General features: G+C 59.1%; 23 protein-coding genes. 14 read left to right on the top strand and 9 right to left on the bottom strand.

Features of this window, described 5'->3' with window-relative positions; all coding sequences use genetic code 11:
- The first annotated feature begins 2 nt into the window (after positions 1–2).
- Positions 3–593, top strand: a complete 591-nt coding sequence (locus tag M2367_RS12040; RefSeq protein ID WP_005891102.1) for an SIS domain-containing protein — start codon at positions 3–5, stop codon at positions 591–593.
- Between the two features lie 4 nt (positions 594–597).
- The gene (dolP, locus tag M2367_RS12035) at positions 598–1,176 is read left to right on the top strand and encodes a division/outer membrane stress-associated lipid-binding lipoprotein (RefSeq protein ID WP_259236821.1); all 579 of its coding nucleotides are present in this window, start codon (positions 598–600) and stop codon (positions 1,174–1,176) included.
- A gap of 66 nt (positions 1,177–1,242) precedes the next feature.
- Here dolP and M2367_RS12030 read toward each other — a convergent pair whose 3' ends face one another.
- The 8 genes from M2367_RS12030 to zapE form a co-directional block, all read right to left on the bottom strand.
- On the bottom strand, positions 1,243–1,668 hold the full coding sequence (locus tag M2367_RS12030; protein WP_042041888.1) for a ClpXP protease specificity-enhancing factor: 426 nt from the start codon (positions 1,666–1,668) through the stop codon (positions 1,243–1,245).
- The gene (gene sspA / locus M2367_RS12025; protein ID WP_005891096.1) at positions 1,665–2,294 is read right to left on the bottom strand and encodes a stringent starvation protein SspA; all 630 of its coding nucleotides are present in this window, start codon (positions 2,292–2,294) and stop codon (positions 1,665–1,667) included. The genes M2367_RS12030 and sspA overlap by 4 nt, the downstream gene beginning before the upstream one ends.
- Before the next feature lie 87 nt (positions 2,295–2,381).
- Positions 2,382–3,116, bottom strand: a complete 735-nt coding sequence (locus M2367_RS12020; RefSeq protein ID WP_224431899.1) for a cytochrome c1 — start codon at positions 3,114–3,116, stop codon at positions 2,382–2,384.
- Positions 3,113–4,330 carry a cytochrome bc complex cytochrome b subunit gene (locus M2367_RS12015; protein ID WP_042041891.1) on the bottom strand — a complete coding sequence of 406 codons (1,218 nt, stop codon included), beginning with the start codon at positions 4,328–4,330 and terminating at the stop codon, positions 3,113–3,115. The genes M2367_RS12020 and M2367_RS12015 overlap by 4 nt, the downstream gene beginning before the upstream one ends.
- 2 nt (positions 4,331–4,332) lie before the next feature.
- Complete coding sequence (gene petA / locus M2367_RS12010; RefSeq protein ID WP_042041892.1) at positions 4,333–4,923, bottom strand: ubiquinol-cytochrome c reductase iron-sulfur subunit; 591 nt, start codon at positions 4,921–4,923, stop codon at positions 4,333–4,335.
- Between the two features lie 288 nt (positions 4,924–5,211).
- On the bottom strand, positions 5,212–5,604 hold the full coding sequence (rpsI, locus tag M2367_RS12005) for a 30S ribosomal protein S9 (protein WP_005891084.1): 393 nt from the start codon (positions 5,602–5,604) through the stop codon (positions 5,212–5,214).
- A gap of 15 nt (positions 5,605–5,619) precedes the next feature.
- Entirely contained in the window at positions 5,620–6,048 is a 429-nt protein-coding gene (rplM, locus tag M2367_RS12000) for a 50S ribosomal protein L13 (protein ID WP_042019612.1), read from the bottom strand.
- A gap of 268 nt (positions 6,049–6,316) precedes the next feature.
- Complete coding sequence (gene zapE, locus M2367_RS11995; RefSeq protein ID WP_259236820.1) at positions 6,317–7,411, bottom strand: cell division protein ZapE; 1,095 nt, start codon at positions 7,409–7,411, stop codon at positions 6,317–6,319.
- Between the two features lie 139 nt (positions 7,412–7,550).
- On the opposite strand from zapE, the gene M2367_RS11990 reads away from it, so the two are divergent.
- The 12 genes from M2367_RS11990 (at position 7,551) to M2367_RS11935 (ending at position 18,486) form a co-directional block, all read left to right on the top strand.
- Complete coding sequence (locus M2367_RS11990; RefSeq protein ID WP_259236819.1) at positions 7,551–7,931, top strand: YhcB family protein; 381 nt, start codon at positions 7,551–7,553, stop codon at positions 7,929–7,931.
- Positions 7,932–8,012: 81 nt separating this feature from the next.
- Positions 8,013–9,371 carry a DegQ family serine endoprotease gene (locus tag M2367_RS11985; RefSeq protein ID WP_042041895.1) on the top strand — a complete coding sequence of 453 codons (1,359 nt, stop codon included), beginning with the start codon at positions 8,013–8,015 and terminating at the stop codon, positions 9,369–9,371.
- 110 nt (positions 9,372–9,481) lie between these two features.
- A complete protein-coding gene (gene degS, locus M2367_RS11980; RefSeq protein ID WP_042041896.1) occupies positions 9,482–10,606 on the top strand; it encodes an outer membrane-stress sensor serine endopeptidase DegS in 1,125 nt (374 codons plus the stop codon).
- A 328-nt stretch (positions 10,607–10,934) separates the two neighbouring features.
- A complete protein-coding gene (locus tag M2367_RS11975) occupies positions 10,935–11,306 on the top strand; it encodes a transcriptional regulator (protein WP_224431896.1) in 372 nt (123 codons plus the stop codon).
- Complete coding sequence (locus M2367_RS11970; RefSeq protein WP_259236818.1) at positions 11,307–11,672, top strand: glycine-rich SFCGS family protein; 366 nt, start codon at positions 11,307–11,309, stop codon at positions 11,670–11,672.
- Positions 11,672–11,968 (top strand): DUF4312 family protein, encoded by a 297-nt coding sequence (locus tag M2367_RS11965; RefSeq protein ID WP_042041898.1) that lies wholly within the window; start codon positions 11,672–11,674, stop codon positions 11,966–11,968. Before M2367_RS11970 ends, M2367_RS11965 begins: the two co-directional genes overlap by 1 nt.
- Positions 11,969–11,992: 24 nt before the next feature.
- Complete coding sequence (locus M2367_RS11960; RefSeq protein ID WP_042041899.1) at positions 11,993–12,769, top strand: DUF4311 domain-containing protein; 777 nt, start codon at positions 11,993–11,995, stop codon at positions 12,767–12,769.
- Between the two features lie 10 nt (positions 12,770–12,779).
- Positions 12,780–13,430 (top strand): DUF4310 family protein, encoded by a 651-nt coding sequence (locus tag M2367_RS11955; RefSeq protein ID WP_042041900.1) that lies wholly within the window; start codon positions 12,780–12,782, stop codon positions 13,428–13,430.
- Positions 13,431–13,480: 50 nt separating this feature from the next.
- Positions 13,481–14,617 (top strand): amidohydrolase/deacetylase family metallohydrolase, encoded by a 1,137-nt coding sequence (locus M2367_RS11950; protein ID WP_259236817.1) that lies wholly within the window; start codon positions 13,481–13,483, stop codon positions 14,615–14,617.
- The gene (locus tag M2367_RS11945) at positions 14,601–15,716 is read left to right on the top strand and encodes a DgaE family pyridoxal phosphate-dependent ammonia lyase (protein ID WP_259236816.1); all 1,116 of its coding nucleotides are present in this window, start codon (positions 14,601–14,603) and stop codon (positions 15,714–15,716) included. The genes M2367_RS11950 and M2367_RS11945 overlap by 17 nt, the downstream gene beginning before the upstream one ends.
- The gene (locus M2367_RS11940) at positions 15,716–16,456 is read left to right on the top strand and encodes a 2-dehydro-3-deoxy-phosphogluconate aldolase (protein ID WP_259236815.1); all 741 of its coding nucleotides are present in this window, start codon (positions 15,716–15,718) and stop codon (positions 16,454–16,456) included. The genes M2367_RS11945 and M2367_RS11940 overlap by 1 nt, the downstream gene beginning before the upstream one ends.
- Before the next feature lie 125 nt (positions 16,457–16,581).
- A complete protein-coding gene (locus tag M2367_RS11935) occupies positions 16,582–18,486 on the top strand; it encodes a transcription antiterminator (protein ID WP_259236814.1) in 1,905 nt (634 codons plus the stop codon).
- 18 nt (positions 18,487–18,504) lie between these two features.
- On the opposite strand, the gene npr is transcribed toward M2367_RS11935, so the two are convergent.
- A complete protein-coding gene (npr, locus tag M2367_RS11930) occupies positions 18,505–18,777 on the bottom strand; it encodes a PTS phosphocarrier protein NPr (protein ID WP_005891045.1) in 273 nt (90 codons plus the stop codon).
- Between the last annotated feature and the right edge of the window lie 8 nt (positions 18,778–18,785).

Below are 18,785 nucleotides of genomic sequence, written 5' to 3'. Positions count from 1 at the left end.
CCATGACAGATCGCATCAAAGAAAACTACACAGAAAGCATTCAAACCAAGATCGCCGCCTCGGAGGCGCTACCGGATGCCATCCATACTGCGGCGCAGATGATCACCATCTGCCTGCTCAATGGCCACAAGGTACTCGCCTGCGGTAACGGTCCCTCCGCCGCCCTGGCGCAGCTGTTTATCAGCGAGCTGGTCAACTGCTACGAGACACAGCGCCCCTCCCTGCCTGGCATGGCACTGACCGCGGACATGGCGACCATCAGTGCCATCGCCACCGATCACGGCTTCGAAGAGGTGTATGCCAAGCAGATCCGCGCCCTGGGTCAACCCGGTGACATCCTGGTGGTCATTACCACCTCCGGCCACAGCCGCAGTCTGATCAAGGCGGCCGAAGCCGCCCTCTCCCGTGACATGACCATAGTGGTGCTGAGCGGCGGTGACGGCGGCGAGATGGCCGGTCTGCTCGGTCCAAACGATGTCGAGATCCGGGTTCCCTCTGCCCGTCGACCACGCATTTTGGAAGTCAACCTGTTGACCCTGCATTGCCTCTGTGATCTCATCGATCAGACGCTTTTCCCGCAACAAGAGGACTGACATCTTGAAAAAAACCACGCTGACCCTGACCCTGGTGGCCGGAACTCTCCTGCTGCAAGGCTGTGCGGCCGTGCTGGTCGGTGGTGCCGCCGGTACCGCATCCAGCGCCGGCGATCGCCGCACCCTGAGCACCCAGTGGGACGATCAGGCCATCGAGTTGAAAGCGTCCAACGTGCTGGCAGACAACAAGCAGCTCTCTGCGGCCAGCAAGATCAGTGTCTACAGCAATAATGGCCGCGTGCTGCTGGTCGGTCAGACACCAACCGATGCTTACAAGCAGACCGCAGGCCAGTCGGTTGGCCGCATTGAGGGCGTTCGTCACGTTTACAACGAACTGCGCCTTGGCAAACCGGTGAGCATAGGTACCCGCAGCAACGACTCCTGGATCACCTCCAAGGTGCGCACCGACATGCTGGCCGCCAAGGACTTCGACAGTACCAAGGTCAAGGTGGTGACAGAGAACGGCGAGGTCTTCCTGATCGGTCTGGTGACCCGTAAAGAGGCGGAACAGTCGGTCGAGATTGCCCGCCACGTCAGCGGTGTGACCCGGGTCATCAAGGCGTTCGAATACGCTCAGGACTGACGCGGGCCTCGCATCCGAAATAAAAAAACGCAGCCGATTGGCTGCGTTTTTATTGATTCAACGAGGTTACTTGATGACAGTGAGACTCGGCCTGCCCGTGGGGCGCGGCGGTTCAGGCTCAGGTTGCGCCTGATCTTCCGCCTGCTCCAGCCAGAGGTCATAAGCTGGCTCGGGCGGGAACAGAGTACCAACACCGTTCTCTCTGGCATGGATGGCCACTATGGCCGCCATGGGAATATAAACCTGCTGGGACACGCCACCAAAGCGGGCGCTGAAGCTGATAGCATCATTATCCATGTGGAACTGCATCACCGCTCGCGGCGCTATGTTCAGCACTATCTGCCCATCTTGGGCAAATTGCAGCGGCACCTGCACATGGGGAATGTTGACGTTCACCACCAGGTGAGGCGTCAAGTCATTGTCCAGCAGCCAGTCAAAGAACGCCCGCAACAGGTACGGGCGGCTCGGGGTCATTGTCGGTTCCATACTCATATACCGGAGCGGATCTCGCGCTCAGCTTCAGTGAGCGATGCCTGGAAGGACTCACGCTCGAACAGACGAACCATATAGGCCTTCAGCTCTTTCGCGCCACGGCCACCCAGATCGATCCCCAGGCTCGGCAGACGCCACAGCAACGGAGCCATGTAGCAGTCGACCAGACCGAACTCTTCGCTCATGAAATAAGGCATTTCACCGAAGATGGGGGCGATGGCCAACAGATTGTCACGCAACTCGTTGCGTGCCGCCTCGACATCGGTGCCTGCCATGATCTTGTCGGCCAGACTGTACCAGTCCAGTTCGATGCGATGCATCATCAGACGGCTGTTACCACGAGCAACCGGGTAGACAGGCATCAGTGGCGGATGAGGGAAGCGCTCGTCCAGATACTCCATGATGATGCGTGAGGTATAGAGTGCAAGCTCACGATCCACCAGAGTCGGCACCGAGTTGTACGGGTTCAGCTCAGCCAGTTCATCCGGCAGGTTGCTCGGGTCAACCTGGCAGATATCTACGCTAACACCCTTCTCCGCCAGGACAATGCGCACCTGATGGCTGAACATATCGTTGGCACCGGAAAACAGCGTCATTACCGAACGCTTATTGGCAGCTACAGCCATTGAACCCTCCCGTCATTAAAAAGCAGAAACGGCAATGAAGTAACTTGGACCTCATTGCCGTGCATTATATTACTCGGATCTGGTCGCTTAGTGAACGTCGCGCCAGAATTCCTTCTTCAACAGCACAGTGAAGATGAAGAAGATCGCGATAAAGCCCAGCACCCAGAAGCCCATGCGTTCGCGCTCCAGTTTGACCGGCTCAGCCGAGTAGACCAAGAAGTTTACCAGATCCAGTACCGTCTGATCATATTCTTCGTTGGTCATTTCACCATTGCCATCGGATTTGATGCCAATAGTCTCCTGCACCTCTTGCCCATCGACCAGGCGGGTCTCCTGTTCCAGACGTGGAGTACCCTGCAGCGGCTCCAGCACATGGGGCATGCCCACAGAGGGGAACACCAGGTTATTCACCCCGAATGGGCGCGTCGGATCCACGTAGAAGGAGCGCAGGTAGGTGTAGATCCAGTCTGCACCACGCACCCGGGCAACCAGCGTCAAGTCCGGTGGCGGTGCACCGAACCAGCGGGCAGCATCCTTCTCGGCGATGGAGCTCTTCATCAGATCCCCCACCTTGGCACCGTTGAAGATGAGATTGTCCCGCATCAGATCCTCGGGTATATCCAAATCCTCAGCCACCCGGTTGTAACGCTGATACTGGGTGGAATGGCAGCCTGCACAGTAGTTCATGAAGGTGGTCGCGCCACGCTGCAAAGACGCCTTGTCGCTCAGATCATAATCAGCCTTGTCCAGGGCCACACCATGAGTGGCCGCCATCGCCAGTCCGGGGAGCAGAGCCAGCACAGCAAAGATTATTCGTTTCATTTGAATGTGATCCTCTCCGGCAGCGGCTTGGTATTTTCGTTCTTGCTATAGAAATAGAGCAGGACAAAGAACCCGAAATAACCAAGCGAACAGATCTGGGCAAGCAGGGTCAGTGTCGGGGTGGAGGGCAATACGCCAAGCACACCGAGAATGACGAAGCAGACCACAAACTGGGCGATGTTCAGCTTGTGCAGGATGCTGCGGTAGCGTACCGAACGCACCTTGCAGCGATCCAGCCATGGCAACAGGAAGAGCACGACGATGGAGAGGCCCATCATGATGACACCGAGCAACTTGTCCGGCACCGCACGCAAGATGGCGTAGAAAGGAGTGAAGTACCAGACCGGGGCGATATGCTCCGGGGTCTTCAGACCATTCGCCACTTCAAAGTTCGGCTTCTCGAGGAAATAACCCCACATGTCCGGCTTGAAGAAGATGATGGCGCAGAAGAAGAACAGGAACCCGGCCACACCTATCATGTCCTTGACGGTGAAGTAGGGATGGAAGGCAACGGCATCCAGCGGCCAGCCATTCTCGTCCTTGTGTGCCTTGATCTCGATCCCGTCCGGGTTGTTGGAGCCCACCTCATGCAGTGCCAAAATATGCATGGCAACCAGCAACACTATGACTAGCGGCAATGCGATGACATGCAGTGCAAAGAAGCGGGTGAGTGTTGCCCCCGAGATAACATAGTCACCCCGGATCCACAGGGTCAGATCGTCACCGATCACCGGGATGGCACCAAACAACGAGATGATGACCTGAGCGCCCCAGAAGGACATCTGCCCCCAGGGCAACAAGTACCCCATGAAGGCTTCCGCCATCAATACCAGGAAGATCAGCATGCCGAAGATCCATAGCAGCTCACGGGGCTTCTGGTAGGAACCATAGATGAGGCCACGGAACATGTGCAGATAGACCACCACGAAGAAGGCGGAGGCGCCGGTACTGTGCATGTAGCGCAGCAGCCAGCCGTAATCCACATCCCGCATGATGTATTCGACAGAGGCGAAAGCACCCTCGGCCGACGGGTTGTAGTTCATGGTCAGCCAGATGCCTGTGACTATCTGGTTAACCAGCACCAGCATGGCAAGGGACCCGAAAAAGTACCAAAAATTGAGGTTCTTCGGTGCCGGGTACTTGGCCATGTGGTCGTTGTACATGGCTGTGAGCGGAAAACGATAATCGATCCAGCCCATCAATTTGGCAAACATGGTCAGGCCTCCTTGCCATCGGCACCGACCAGGATGGTGGTGTCGTTGAGATACTGGTACGGCGGGATCACCAGGTTCAATGGGGCAGGAACCCCCTGAAACACGCGACCGGCCATGTCAAACTTGGAGCCATGACAGGGGCAGAAAAAGCCAGAACTGACCCCTTCGACCTGTTCACCGAAGCTGTCCGGCAGATAAGACGGGGAGCAACCCAAATGAGTACAGATACCAACAGCCACGAAGATTTCCGGCTTGATGGATCTGTATCCATTATGGGCATAGTCAGGTTGTTGGGGCTCATCGGACTTTGGATCGCGCAACAGGTTATCGTGCGTCGGCAGGCCATCCAGGATCTGCTTGGAGCGATTGACCACCCAAACCGGCTTGCCGCGCCATTCAACGCGAATGAGTTGACCCGGCTCCAACTTGCTAATGTCGACTTCAACCGGAGCGCCAGCAGCCTTGGCCTTGGCACTCGGGTTCCATGATTTTATAAACGGCACTGCGGTAAAAGCAGCCCCTACCCCACCAACGGCGATCGTTGACCAGGTAAGAAATCTGCGGCGGCCGGTATCAACTGGCGCATTGCTCATCCAAAAACTCTCCCATGTGGACTCGGCGCATTCTTATAATGTCCCTGTTCCCCTGTGACAACAGTGGCGGAAGCAGGAGTTACAATTGTCACAGAAAAATCGAGGAAATTTTAAAGAAAAGATAACAAATTGACAAGAAAGAGAAGCGAAGGGCAAAAACAATAAAGACACAATTTTTTGTCTTTTGTGACGTGAGGTTAGCAATGGCTATCGAAACGTTACCAATAAAAAAAGCCTGGCGGCTGCCAGGCTTTTTTAACACTCGAAAGAGTGAGTACCAAAAGCGAATTAACGCTTGGAGTACTGCGGACGCTTACGAGCTTTGTGCAGACCGACTTTCTTACGCTCAACCTTACGGGCATCACGAGTAACAAAGCCTGCTTTACGCAGTTCACCGCGCAGGGTCTCATCGTACTGCATCAGAGCACGAGTGATACCGTGACGGATCGCACCAGCTTGACCGGAGATGCCACCACCGTTAACGGTGATGTACAGATCCAGTTTTTCGGTCATTTCAACCAGTTCCAGCGGCTGACGAACTACCATACGGGCAGTCGGACGACCGAAGTACTGCTCCAGGGAGCGCTGGTTGATTACGATTTTACCGCTACCCGCTTTGATAAAGACGCGAGCAGTGGAGCTTTTGCGACGGCCGGTACCGTAGTATTGATTTTCTGCCATGTTGCCAGTTCCCGATTAGATATCCAGTACTTGAGGTTGCTGAGCAGCATGAGCATGCTCGGCGCCTGCGTAAACTTTCAGTTTACGGAACATGGCACGGCCCAGAGGACCTTTCGGCAGCATGCCTTTGATAGCAGCTTCGATTACCATTTCCGGTTTACGCTTGATCAGCTTGTCGAAGCTGATTGACTTGATACCACCCGGGAAACCGGAGTGAGAATGGTAGATTTTATCGGTAAATTTCTTACCGGTAACATGCACCTTCTCAGCGTTTACAACGATGATGTAATCACCGGTGTCAACGTGCGGAGTATACTCAGCTTTGTGCTTACCACGCAGACGAGAAGCAATCTCAGTTGCGATACGACCCAGAGTTTTACCTTCTGCGTCCACAATGTACCAGTCACGTTTTACGGTTTCTGGCTTGGCAACGAAAGTTTTCATTAAGTTAAACCCAATTACCTGTTACAGACCCAATTGCTTATGGGGGCTCGCCCACAAGCAACAAACGATGGCCTACCTGTACCCCTTCGAATACAAGTAAAGCTTTAAAGTATTGCTGTCTTATCGACAGCTGTAACGTGGGCCGGGCGATTATAAGTGAAGTTGCCTTAAATATCACCTGCTAATTTCACTGCCATGACGCTAGCAAATGTCGCCCGACCCTACCTGCCGCAGATGCCCATCCGACTGGCAGGCGCGGGTATTGTGACTAAGGAAGGTGCACTCTGGCAAGGTATTCGTGCGATTGCATCTCCTGCAGTCGTGAAAGGCAGCGTTTGAACTCGAAGCTGAGCAAGCCTCCGCTGTAGAGTTCCGCCATGGGGACGGCTGCCGAAATGATGAGCTTGACGTGACGCTCATAGAACTCGTCAACCATGGCAATGAAACGCCGGGCTGCATCGTCCGACCCCGCCCCCATTGGTTGTACCTCGGCCAGCAACACGGTATGAAACAGCCGTGACAGCTCGATGTAATCCCCTTGAGAGCGGGCGCTCCGACAGAGTTGATCGAAGCTGATGTAGAGCAGTCCCTCCTCGGCCCCCAGTGTCTGCAACTGACGATGATTCACTTCGATGGCCAATGGCACTGGTTGCTTCTGCCCGGTCAGTTGCTGGAAATAGCGCTCCAGGTTCGATCTTGCGTCCCCGTCGAGGGGATGGTGATAGATCTCGGCCTGCTCCAATGTCCGCAGCCGGTAATCGACTCCCCCATCGACATTGAGGATCTCGCAATGCTGTTCGATCAGCGCGATGGCTGGCAGAAAGCGCGCCCGTTGCAGCCCATTGCGGTAGAGATCCTTGGGGGGAATATTGGAGGTCGCCACCAGCACGACGCCGTGGCCAAACAGCGCCTGGAACAGGGTGCCCAGCAGCATGGCATCGGTGATGTCCGAGACAAAAAACTCATCGAAACAGATGATGTCTGTCTCGCTGGCCAGCTTGCTGGCAATGAGTTCCAGAGGATCGGCCTGACCGGTCAAGCCTCTGAGTTCATCATGAACCCTGTGCATGAAACGGTGAAAATGCACCCGTAACTTACGATCCCCGGGCAGGGCGTCAAAAAAAATATCCATCAACCAGGTCTTGCCCCGGCCGACCCCACCCCACATATATAATCCCCGGACAGGCGTGACGGCTTGCGGTTTTTGCAACCAGCCCAGCCAACCACGGGATCTGGTCGGAGTCGGGGGAGCGCACAAATCCTGATAGAGTCGCTCCAGATGTGCCACTGCCATCGCCTGGGCCGGATCGGCCTGAAAATCAGAGCGTTGCAGATCTTGCTGATATTTTTGCTGCGGGGTCATCCTGTCAAACGTCTCCAAGTCCCTGAATAGAGGACAAAAGGGTATCACGGCCCCGGGGTGCACGGTATAGTGCCACCAGGGTTGACGGCCATTCTGGGCCATCATCCACATGTTGAATTAGCTGTAACAAGGAGCATCTATGAGTCTGTTAAATGGGATCCTGCTGGCCGTTGCCGCCCTGATTATCGGCGTCCTGATTGGTCGTTTCTCGGTACGTAGCCGTGATGCCGGTCGCCTCGAGCGCGAACTCAGCACGGCCCGCAAGGACATGGAGAGTTACCAGGGCCAGATCAACACTCACTTTGCCGACAGCGCCGCCCTGATGGAGCAGCTAGCCGAGCAGTACCAGACCCTCTATCGCCACATGGCCGAACAGAGCAAATTCCTGGCCAAGGCCGAGGAACCCCTGTTCCGCGAGCAAGAAGTCGAACCGACACAAACCAAGGATGAAGAGAGCCAGGGTCTGCCTCCGCGGGACTATGCCGGTAGCGCCTCAGGCCTGCTCAAGCAATCCAGCTGACACTTTCCTGGAACTAATTCCTTGATCCGTAGTCAGATTCTTGGCAAAAGCACTGTCAATTAACTGGGAGCTGTTATTCATATGCGTAAACCTCTTTCTCTGCTCAGCGTGCTAGCCCTCAGCGTCGGTATCGCCATGTCTGCGGCCCCTGCCCAGGCGGCACTGCCCTCCCTGATGGGAAATCAGGAGATCCCGAGTCTGGCCCCCGTGCTGGAACAGGTGACTCCTGCTGTGGTCAACATCTCTGTCTCCGGCAAGAAAGTCACCAGACAGCGTCTGCCCGAGCAATTCCGCTTCTTCTTCGGCCCCAACATGCCTGATGAACAGGTCAGCGAACAGCCTTTCCAGGCGCTCGGCTCCGGGGTCATCATTGATGCCAAGAAAGGCTATGTGATCACCAATGCTCACGTGATCCACGAAGCGGATGAGATCAAGGTCAGCCTCAAGGATGGCCGCGAATTCACGGCCAAGAAGATCGGCGAAGACAAGCAGTCCGATATCGCCCTGCTGCAGATCAAGGCGGATGACCTGACGGCCATCAAGCTGGCTGACTCCGACGAACTGAGAGTCGGGGATTATGCCCTGGCCATCGGCAACCCCTTCGGCCTGGGTCAGACCGTCACCTCAGGCATCGTCTCCGCCTTGGGGCGCAGCGGCCTGAACATCGAGAACTTCGAAAACTTTATTCAGACTGACGCGGCCATCAACTCGGGCAACTCGGGTGGCGCCTTGCTCAACCTGCGTGGCGAGCTGATCGGCATCAACACCGCCATCCTGGGTCCGAATGGGGGCAACATCGGCATTGGCTTCGCCATTCCATCCAACATGGTGCGCGACCTGTCCGATCAGATCATCAAGTTCGGTGAAGTGCGCCGTGGCCAGCTGGGCATCACCGGTGCCGAGCTGACCTCGGATCTGGCCAAGACCTTCGGCTCAACCAAGCAGAATGGTGCCTTCGTCAACCAGGTCATGCCGGGCTCCTCCGCCGACAAGGCTGGCATCAAGGCCGGGGACATCATCTCCAGCATAGATGGCAAGCCCATACGTTCGTTTGGGGAACTGCGTGCCAAAATCGCGACCATGGGTGCCGGCAAACAAGTCACCCTGGGCATAGTGCGTGATGGCAAGGAGCAGAGCGTCAAGGTCACCCTGAAACAGGCCGATGACAGCGAGGTGCGTGCCAGTGCCCTGCATCCGGCTCTGGAAGGCGCCAAGCTCAGTACCACCACGGACCCCGTGGCGGGTGTTGCCGTCTCCGAGATAGATCCGCGCTCTCCGGCAGCCGCTTCCGGCCTGCAGAAGGGCGACATCATCATCGGGGTCAACCGGCTGAGAGTGAATGCCCTTGCCGACCTGACCAAGGCGTTGAAGAACAAGCCGGATGTGCTGGCCCTCAACATCCAGCGCGGCGACTCCTCGCTCTACCTGGTGATCCGCTGATCCCTTCATGAGCATGCATTAACCCCCATCACCCGCGACCCAGGTCGCGGGTGATTTTTATGCACCGTTAGTGTTATTCTCTGCTGGCAGCGAGCCGCAATGAGAATGAAATGAAAATCCCACCTCTGATCAGTTACTTGGGCAAGTCAGTCGCCTTTGGCCTCACGGTCGCGGCCCTATTGCTGTTGTTCTTCCCCAGCCTCAGAGGCGGTGCCCTGCTGCCCGACCTCATCAGTAACAATCGGGAGATGAGCTTCTCCTATGCCGCCCACCGCGCAGGTCCTGCCGTGGTCAACATCTACACCCGCAGTTTCGCTGGCAATCGTGGCGAGAAGGCCGAGCTCAGGCCTCAGGGGCTGGGTTCCGGGGTCATCATGAACCCCCGTGGCCATGTGCTGACCAACTACCATGTCATCGCCGATGCGGACCAGATCATTGTCGCGCTGCAAGATGGCCGGGTGTTCAGCGCCGAGCTGGTCGGTACCGACAAGCTCACCGATCTCGCCGTGCTCTATATCGAATCAGACAACCTGCCGGTGATCCCTCAGGATCCCGATCTGCGCCCGGACGTCGGGGACGTGGTGCTCGCCATCGGCAACCCCTATAACGTCGGCCAGACCATCACCCAGGGCATCATCAGTGCCACCGGTCGCCTCGGCCTCTCCAGCATGGGGCCCGACAGCAATGGCCGCCAGGATCTGCTGCAGACCGATGCCGCCATCAACGAGGGCAACTCGGGGGGGGCCCTGGTCAACGCCAATGGCAATCTGGTCGGTATCAACACCGCCGCCTATCACCTGAGTGGCAACCAGGAGAGCTATGGCATCAGCTTCGCCATCCCCTATCGCCTTGCCAAGCGCATCATGGACGAATTGATCAGCAATGGCCGGGTCATCCGCGGCTACCTCGGCATCTCCAGCGTCGAAATCAATCCCATCGTCGCGCGCATGATGAACCTTGGCGATCTGCGTGGCCTGGTGGTCGAAAGCCTGGACCCTGCCGGTCCTGCTGCCAAAGGGGGCATTCAGCGCGGTGACGTGCTGCTCAAGATCAACGGCGAGGCCATCAGCGGCGTCCGTGCCGCCATGGATAAGATTGTCGAGAGCCGACCCGGCGCCCAGATGAAGATCTCGGTGATCCGCGACGGCAAGCCCCTCGAACTGACGGTCACCATAGAAGAAGACCTGCGCTACCAGAACCAGCAAGGCAGCACCAGCGCAGCCAGCGCCAGCTGACACTTGCCCTGCGGCGGACGGGACTCATACCGTCCGCTCCTTCACCTCCATGCCCTCGCCGTCCTCCTTCCCTGATGTGAACAGGGTCACACTTCCTGCACCCGGCTTCGCCACGGCTTGCGCCACCGGGGTGTGAGGCGGCTCACATCCTCGGGCCCCTTGACGCCCATTCCCCGGATCCAGTTCAAGAAAACCCTCCCCTCAACGCCGATGATGGCGAATTTCCATTTGCTTGTGGAAAAAGCCTGCCTCCCTGTCCATTCCGGGGAGGCATAGGGTAAGCCCATGTCTCGTCGTCACCATCTCGTTGTCATCAGGAGAGAAGACTTTGCAAGCAAGTAGCCACAACCTCACCCCGGACAGCCCACAAATAGGGCGCAAGAGTACCGATACCCTGGCCAGAATCTATCCCCTGCTCGCCGAGCGCGGCATAGTCCCCAATGACGTCCAGCAGCAGATGCTCGCCTCCCACGTCAAGGCCATGGTGTGGCGCTCATACAGTGGTGAAGCACTGCCGGAGGTTGATCTCTCCCTGTTTGACGAGATCTCCCCCCTGTCCCTGCGACTGGCCGAACAGGTCGTCGCCTGGCTGGATAATCTGGCCTATGAAGAAGCCCATCTGTTGTCTGTCCACTTCGAAGTGGCCAAAGAAAACGAACTCAGCTCAGCTGCTCGACCAGCAACCACAGGAGATAACTAAATGTCAGCCATCAAACTCGTGATTGGAGATCGTCTCGGCAAGGGCCAGAAAGTCGGCGCCGGTGCCAGTGCGGCCGGGGCAGAGGTCACTGTCATCCCCGGTATGGCCGCGGACATGAAGCTCGGTGATGTGATGCACAAGGAGCAGGCGGATCTGGGCATCTCCTTCTGCGGCAGCGGCGGCGCTGGCGCCATCACGGCCCAGACCAAATACGGCTACAAGTGCCGCTATGGCATGCGCTCCGTCGAAGAGGGGGTCACCGCCATCAATGATGGCTGTGTGGTGCTGGGCTTTGGTTTCATGGACAAGGAAGAGCTGGGTCAGAAGCTGATTGAAGCCTTCGCCAAGAAGCACGGTCACGCCTGATGCAGCACCAGTTCACCAGCCAGGTGGTCGTGAGCGGCAAGGGGGCCACCCGGCAACAAGCCTTTGCCGCGGCCCTCAGCAAGGTGCAACAGAATCTGCTCAAGGAGACAGAGCAGGTGCTGCTGCGGGTTGAACCCCTCGCGGTCAAGGTGCTCAAGGCGGAAGAGTCGATTCGGGTCGAGAAGTTCCTGTTCTTCTTCCTGCCACGGACGCGACACGAATTTCGGGTCGAACTCGAGATCCAGGTCAGCATCAACGCGATCGATACCCGGCAGCTGGACTTCACCCGGGTGTAACGCAATTCACAAAGGATAAATTGCATGTTTCTCATCATTTTTATCAAGTCGCTGATCATCGGTGGCCTGGTAGGCGTCGGGGTCGGGGCCGGAGCGGCCCGCATGTTCCACGCGCCGACCGTACAGGGCATGGGGGCGTTTCGTACCCTGGGAGAGCTCAACTCCTGTGAAGGGGATCCTGCCTCCCACTTCTCCTTCGGCCTCGGCTTCTTCTTCAACGCCTGGGCCTCGACCGTGGCGGCCGGCGCCTTCACCCAGGACGTGGATCACCGCATCATCCCGCACTGGGCCACTGCCGTGCTGATGATCAAGAACCGGGATCTCGCCACCACCTTGCACGATCCCAAGAAGATGGCCATCGCCGGCGGCATCATTGGTGCCATCGTGGTCACCTTCCTCAACAGCACCGCCGCCGCCGTCCCCGAAGCCTTGCAGGTGACCGCCGTCAAGGTGCTGGTGCCCGCCGCCAACCTGCTGGTCAACACCATCATGCCGGTGATCTTCTGGCTGGCAGCCATAGAGGCGGGCAAGAAGTCCGGCTTCTGGGCCACCATCTTTGGGGGCCTGGCCCAGCTCATCATGGGTAACGCCGTACCGGGTCTGGTACTCGGCATCCTGATCGGTAAAGGGGTCGAAGAGAGCGGCTGGAACCACGTCACCAGGGTGATGATGACCGCCATCGTGCTGCTGTTCGTGCTGAGCGGATTCTTCCGCGGCTTCGACATGAAACTGATTGAGTCTTTCCACATGGGTATCCCCCTGTGGCTGGATAATGTCCATAACCTGCTTAGCAGCAAATAAGGGCTATCCCATGGATGAGAAACTGAGAAACAACTTCTGGTATGCCGACTGGTCCTTCCCCATCTTCGTGGGGCTGCTCTCGGCCGGTGTCTTTGCCGGTACCCACATGTACTACCTCTACGGGGTGGGTGCCTTCAACGAAGTGGCCTTCGTCTCCATGCTGCGCGCCGGCATTGATACCGGCGTCTACGGTGCTGTCGCCGCCTTTGGGGCCAGCTTCCTGTTCGCCCGCATCATCGAAGGCTCCCTGGTGGGGATACTCGATATAGGTGGCGCCATCCAGACCGGGGTTGGCTTGGGGATCCCGGCGCTGCTGATGGGCGCGGGCATCATGTACCCGGTGGAGAACTTCGGGGCGGCTCTCGCAACCGGCATGGCCGTGGGGGTCATCATCGGCGGCCTCATCATACTGGCCCGTAAATTCACCGTGAACCAGAGTGACTCCACCTACGGGGCGGATGTGATGATGGGGGCCGGCAACAGTTCAGGCCGCTTCCTGGGCCCCTTGATCATCCTCTCCGCCATCGGGGCTTCCATCCCCATCGGCCTGGGATCCCTGTTTGGTGCCCTGCTCTTCTACCTCTGGGGCAAACCCATCACGGGGGGGGCCATACTCGGCGCCATGTTGCTGGGCGCCTTCTTCCCGATCGCCATCTCCTGACCCTTCTGTTCGCCACCCGCGGGTGGCGAACAGAACCTGCGAGGCATCCTATGTACGACATCATCTTCAGACGAGCACGCCTGGCCTGCGGCGACCTGACCGATGTGGCCATCGCGGCTGGCAAGATTGCCGCCCTCGGCCAGCTCGACAAGGTCCACGCCAGCCGCGAGCTGGATCTCGGTGGCAACCTCTATCTCAGCGCTGGCTGGATAGACTCCCACACCCACTGTTACCCCAGGTCCCCCATCTATCAGGATGAGCCGGACAAGGTAGGCGTCGAGTCCGGCGTCACCACCGTCATCGATGCCGGCAGCACCGGTGCCGACGACGTGGATGACTTCCAGGCCCTGACCGCCCATTGTCAGACCCGGGTTCATGCCCTGCTCAACATCTCCCGTATCGGTCTGCTGCGCCAGAATGAGCTGGCCAACCGCGCCGACATCGACCCGGCCCTGGCCCAGGCGGCCATCCGCCGTCACCCCGACTTCATCGTCGGTATCAAGGCTCGGATGAGTGGCAGCGTGGTGGGCGAAAACGGTCTGGACCCCCTGCGTATCGCCAAGCAGATCCAGCGCGACAACGGCAACTTGCCGCTCATGGTGCATGTGGGTAACACCCCGCCGGATCTGGATGAGCTGGTCGCCCTGCTCGGCGACGGGGATCTGCTGACCCACTGCTATAACGGCAAGCCCAATCGCATCCTCACCCCGGCCGGGGAACTCAGGCATTCCGTACGCAGCGCCATGACCCGCGGCCTGCTGATGGACGTCGGCCACGGTGGTGCCAGCTTCAGTTTCGAGGTGGCTGAGCAAGCCATCCAGGCTGGCGTGCTGCCGGACACCATCAGCTCGGATATCTACTGCAAGAACCGCATCAAGGGCCCCGTCTACAGCCTGGCGCACGTCATGTCCAAATTCTTGGCCATCGGCCTGCCCCTGGAGCGGGTCATCTCCTGCGTCACCGACCGCGCCGCCGATGCACTGCGCCTGCGCGGCAAGGGGCGCTTGACCCTGGGGGCCGATGCCGACCTGACCCTGTTCGAGCTGGCCCACCAGCCGCGCCTGTTCGCCGATACCGAGGCGCAGCACCGCAGCGGTGACCACCAGCTGATGCCTGTTGCCGCCCTGGTCGCGGGCAAACTGACTCTGACTCAACATGGGGAATCTCATCATGTCTTCCGTCTATGAAAAATATGATCTCAAACCTGTGATCAACGCCTCCGGCCGCATGACTATTCTCGGGGCCTCGACCCCGGAACAAGAAGTGGTCGAGGCGGTCAACTTCGGCCTGGATCACTACTTTGAAGTGAAGGATCTGGTCAACAAGAGCGGCGCCTATATCGCCCGCCTGCTGGATGTGGAAGACGCCGTGGTGGTCTCCTGCGCCTCCGCAGGCATCGCCCAGTCGGTGGCCGCCATGATAGTGCGCGGCGATCCCTACCGCCTGGAGCAACTGCACGCCCACCCGCATCAGGTGCCAAGCGAAATCCTGTTGGCCAAGGGCCATAACGTGAACTTCGGCGCCCCGGTCGGCACCATGATCAATCTGGGGGGCGGCAAGCTGGTCGAGGCGGGCTATGCCAACGAATGCTCCCCCGCCCAACTGGCCGCCGCCATCAACCCCAATACCGCCGCCATCCTCTATATCAAGTCTCACCACTGCGTGCAGAAGAGCATGCTGTCGGTCGCAGAGGCAGTCGAGGTGGCCCAGGCTCACCAGTTGCCGCTCATCGTCGATGCGGCGGCCGAGGAGGATCTGCAGCTCTACTATCAACTCGGCGCCGATCTCGTCATCTACAGTGGCGCCAAGGCCATCGAGGGCCCGACCAGCGGCCTGGTGCTCGGCAAACGTCAGTATGTGGAGTGGGTCAAGCAGCAGAGCAACGGCATAGGTCGCGCCATGAAGGTGGGCAAGGAGGGGATCCTCGGCCTGACCCACGCCATCGAACGCTATCTCGTCAAAGAAAAAGAGAGCGGCGCCGCCATGGTCGCCAAGATGACCCCCTTCATCGAGCGGCTCAATCAGCTACCGGGCGTCAGCGCCAGAACAGTGTGGGACAGTGCCGGACGCGACATCGCCCGCACCGACATCGCCTTCGACCACGCCAGACTCCCGATGAGTACGACCCAGCTGGTGCAGCGCCTGCAACAGGGCAACCCGGCCATCTACTGTCGCGGCTACAAGGCCAATGAAGGCCATATCGAGATAGATGTGCGCAGCGTCAGCCCTGCCCAGCTCGATCAGATCCATACCGCCATCGCCCAGTTAACCCAGGAGACCCGCTGATGTCCCTTATTCCCAACTACTACCGTGACCGTGTCTGCCTCAACGTGCTGGCCGGCTCCAGGCAAAACGCCGTCGATGTCTATGAAGCCGCCGAGGGCCATGTGCTGGTCGGCGTGCTCTCCAAGAACTACCCGGATGTGCCCTCCGCCGTCGCCGACATGGGTGAGTACGCCAAGCTTATCGACAACGCCCTCTCCATCGGCCTGGGCGCAGGGGATCCCCGCCAGTCCGCCATGGTGGCCGAGCTGGCCCGCCAGCTGCAGCCCCAACACGTCAACCAGGTGTTCACCGGGGTCGGCGCCAGCCGGGCCCTGCTCGGTCAGAGCGAGAGCCTGGTCAATGGTCTCATCTCCCCGACCGGCACCCCCGGCATGGTCAAGATCTCCACCGGCGCCCTCAGCGCCCAGCAGGCCGATGGCATAGTGCCCATCGATACCGCCATCGCTCTGCTCAAAGACATGGGCGGCAGCTCGGTCAAGTTCTTCCCCATGAATGGCCTCGCCTGCCGGGATGAGTATGTGGCGGTGGCCGAGGCGTGCGCCCGCCATGACTTCTGGCTGGAGCCCACCGGCGGCATCGACCTCGACAACTTCGAGGAGATAGTGCGCATTGCCCTGGAGGCCGGCGTCGCCAAGGTGATACCGCACATCTACAGCTCCATCATCGACCAGGCCAGTGGCGAGACCCGCCCCGAGGATGTACGCACCCTGCTCGCCACCGTCAAGGGCTTGCTGGCTTGATATCGCCATAGCCCCTGGTTAACACCCAACCCGACCCAGCTGGTCGGGTTGGGTTATTGAATGATTTGTCGATATGATCCCATCCCTCATCCCCTCATGGCCAGATCGGAGCGACCCAGACCCCTATGAAGTTTCCCACTCCCCGCCTGAACCAGTTGCTGGATGCCCTGCGCGATCAAGCCTTGCCCCAGGAGGAGCTCGCGCGCCAGCTGCAGGTCTCGACCCGCACGGTGCGCACCGATGTCTCTACCCTCAATGAGCTGATCGCCAACCACGGTGCCCACCTCATTCATCAGCGTGGTGCCGGTTATCGGCTCAAGATCTACAACCAGACGCTCTTCGATGCGCTGCTTGCCAGCCGCCAGCAGGAGGCGAGCCTGCCACGCACCAGCCGGGAGCGGGTGTTGCATCTGCAGATCATGCTGCTCAGCGCCGAGCAGGGGATCAGGCTGGAAGACCTGGCCGATACCTGGTATCTGAGCCGGGCGGCACTGCAGGGGGACATGGCCGAGGTGCGCGAGCGGTTGGCTCACTTCGGGCTGACCATAGAGAGCAAGGCTCGCCTCGGCATGCGCATCCAGGGCGAGGAGACGGCGATCCGCGCCTGCCTGACCCAGTTGCTCTATCAGGAGCTGCTCCATAACACCCAGTTGCAGAGCCTGCTGCCCACCCTCTGCCCCAGCAAGACCCTGGAGGTACTCGGCAACCGGATCCACGAGCAACTCAGCCGCCACCAGTTGCGACTGACCGATGAGGGGCTGCAGCAGCTGACCATCTACTGCGCCGTCGCCTTGCTGCGTCTCGCCGCAGGGCATGAGCTGGCCCAGTTCGATACCGAAGACTTGACGGACAGCATGTTGACGGCGGCCGAAGCCATCTTCGCGCAACTGCCCAGCCTGACCCGGCCGGGTGCAAGCGAGCTGGCCTGTCTGGCCATCCAGATCCAGGCGCGGGTCATTGCCGACAACCCCCTGCTCAATCCGGTCATGGCCGCGGAGAGTGAGCGGCTCGTCAGCCATCTGCTCGACTATATCCATCAGCATTTCCCCTATGACCTGCGCCACGACGCCCAGCTGCGCGGGGATCTGCTCACCCACATCAGCACCATGCTGCTGCGGGTCAAATACCAGATAGGCAGTCACAACCCGCTGGCCGAGCACATCAAGCAGCACTACCCCCTCGCCTACGACATCACCCTTGCCGCCATCTCCGAGTGGATCAGACAGACCCCTTACCGGCTCACCAACCACGAGATTGGTTACCTGGTGATCCACATAGGTGTCGGGCTGGAGCGTCACTACGACATCGGCTACGAGCGTCGCCCCCATGCCCTGTTGCTCTGCGATGCGGGCAATGCCACCTTCCGGGTACTGGAGGCCAGCATCAGACGTGAATACCCGCAACTGAGGTTCACCAGCCTGGATTCGGTGCGCGACTACGAGGCCCTGGACAGGCTGGATCAGGATTTCGTGATAAGCACGGTACGGGTGAGCGAGAAGGGCATCCCAGTGGTACAGGTCAACCCTTTTCCGACCCAGTATCAGCTGGAGCAGCTCGGCAAGCTGGTGCTGATCGATCGCACCCGCCCCTACCTGCTCGACAAATACTTCAGCGAGCGCCACTTCCTTATTCTCAATGAAGCCATCAACCAGAGTCAGCTACTGATGCGAGTCTGCGAGCAGTTGGAAGCGGAAGAGATGGTCGAGGCCGGTTTTCGCGCTTCTCTGTTCGAGCGCGAGCACATCGTCTCCACCATGCTGGGGGAAGGGATAGCCCTGCCCCATTCCCTCGGCCTGCTGGCCAAGCGTACTTGTGTCTATACGGTGCTGGCGCCACAAGGCATAGAGTGGGGCAACGGCGAGAGTGCCAGCCTCATCTTCGTGCTGGCCATCAGCAAGGGGGACTATGAGGAGGCCATGGGCCTCTACGATCTCTTCATCAGCCTGATGAACGAGAAGGCCAGCAAGAGTCTGCTGGCCTGTGAAAACTTCGCCAGTTTCAAGGCGCTGGCACGCACCGGGCCCCACTAACCAGGGGAGTGATCGGCCCTACTCCTCGTTGAAACCCGAGGTGAACAGCGCCACCACTGCGGCCAGGGCCGCCTCTTCCTGGGGCCCTTCGGCCTGCACTTCCACCTGCTTGCCCTGGGCAGAATCCAGCATCAGCATGCCGATGACACTATCGGCATCGGCCTCGACCCCCTCTTCGTTACGCAGCAGCACATGGGCATCGAACCCCTGTACCAGCTCGAACAGCATCATGGCCGGGCGCGCATGCATGCCCAGCTTGTTCTTCACTTCTACCGAGGCGGAAACTGTCATCTGACCTC

The sequence above is a fragment of the Aeromonas sp. BIGb0445 genome, from assembly GCF_024809075.1.
In the GTDB taxonomy this organism is placed as follows: domain Bacteria; phylum Pseudomonadota; class Gammaproteobacteria; order Enterobacterales; family Aeromonadaceae; genus Aeromonas; species Aeromonas rivuli.
This window is presented reverse-complemented; position numbering and strand designations above follow the sequence as displayed.

Excerpts from the sequence above, each read along its gene's own strand:
- M2367_RS12040 (WP_005891102.1), top strand. The coding sequence starts at position 3 with ATGACAGATCGCATCAAAGAAAACTACACAGAAAGCATTCAAACCAAG.
- M2367_RS12030 (WP_042041888.1), bottom strand. The coding sequence starts at position 1,668 with ATGAGTATGGAACCGACAATGACCCCGAGCCGCCCGTACCTGTTGCGG.
- sspA (WP_005891096.1), bottom strand. The coding sequence starts at position 2,294 with ATGGCTGTAGCTGCCAATAAGCGTTCGGTAATGACGCTGTTTTCCGGT.
- M2367_RS12020 (WP_224431899.1), bottom strand. The coding sequence starts at position 3,116 with ATGAAACGAATAATCTTTGCTGTGCTGGCTCTGCTCCCCGGACTGGCG.
- M2367_RS12015 (WP_042041891.1), bottom strand. The coding sequence starts at position 4,330 with ATGTTTGCCAAATTGATGGGCTGGATCGATTATCGTTTTCCGCTCACA.
- petA (WP_042041892.1), bottom strand. The coding sequence starts at position 4,923 with ATGAGCAATGCGCCAGTTGATACCGGCCGCCGCAGATTTCTTACCTGG.
- rpsI (WP_005891084.1), bottom strand. The coding sequence starts at position 5,604 with ATGGCAGAAAATCAATACTACGGTACCGGCCGTCGCAAAAGCTCCACT.
- rplM (WP_042019612.1), bottom strand. The coding sequence starts at position 6,048 with ATGAAAACTTTCGTTGCCAAGCCAGAAACCGTAAAACGTGACTGGTAC.
- zapE (WP_259236820.1), bottom strand. The coding sequence starts at position 7,411 with ATGACCCCGCAGCAAAAATATCAGCAAGATCTGCAACGCTCTGATTTT.
- M2367_RS11990 (WP_259236819.1), top strand. The coding sequence starts at position 7,551 with ATGAGTCTGTTAAATGGGATCCTGCTGGCCGTTGCCGCCCTGATTATC.
- M2367_RS11985 (WP_042041895.1), top strand. The coding sequence starts at position 8,013 with ATGCGTAAACCTCTTTCTCTGCTCAGCGTGCTAGCCCTCAGCGTCGGT.
- degS (WP_042041896.1), top strand. The coding sequence starts at position 9,482 with ATGAAAATCCCACCTCTGATCAGTTACTTGGGCAAGTCAGTCGCCTTT.
- M2367_RS11970 (WP_259236818.1), top strand. The coding sequence starts at position 11,307 with ATGTCAGCCATCAAACTCGTGATTGGAGATCGTCTCGGCAAGGGCCAG.
- M2367_RS11965 (WP_042041898.1), top strand. The coding sequence starts at position 11,672 with ATGCAGCACCAGTTCACCAGCCAGGTGGTCGTGAGCGGCAAGGGGGCC.
- M2367_RS11960 (WP_042041899.1), top strand. The coding sequence starts at position 11,993 with ATGTTTCTCATCATTTTTATCAAGTCGCTGATCATCGGTGGCCTGGTA.
- M2367_RS11955 (WP_042041900.1), top strand. The coding sequence starts at position 12,780 with ATGGATGAGAAACTGAGAAACAACTTCTGGTATGCCGACTGGTCCTTC.
- M2367_RS11950 (WP_259236817.1), top strand. The coding sequence starts at position 13,481 with ATGTACGACATCATCTTCAGACGAGCACGCCTGGCCTGCGGCGACCTG.
- M2367_RS11945 (WP_259236816.1), top strand. The coding sequence starts at position 14,601 with ATGTCTTCCGTCTATGAAAAATATGATCTCAAACCTGTGATCAACGCC.
- M2367_RS11940 (WP_259236815.1), top strand. The coding sequence starts at position 15,716 with ATGTCCCTTATTCCCAACTACTACCGTGACCGTGTCTGCCTCAACGTG.
- M2367_RS11935 (WP_259236814.1), top strand. The coding sequence starts at position 16,582 with ATGAAGTTTCCCACTCCCCGCCTGAACCAGTTGCTGGATGCCCTGCGC.
- npr (WP_005891045.1), bottom strand. The coding sequence starts at position 18,777 with ATGACAGTTTCCGCCTCGGTAGAAGTGAAGAACAAGCTGGGCATGCAT.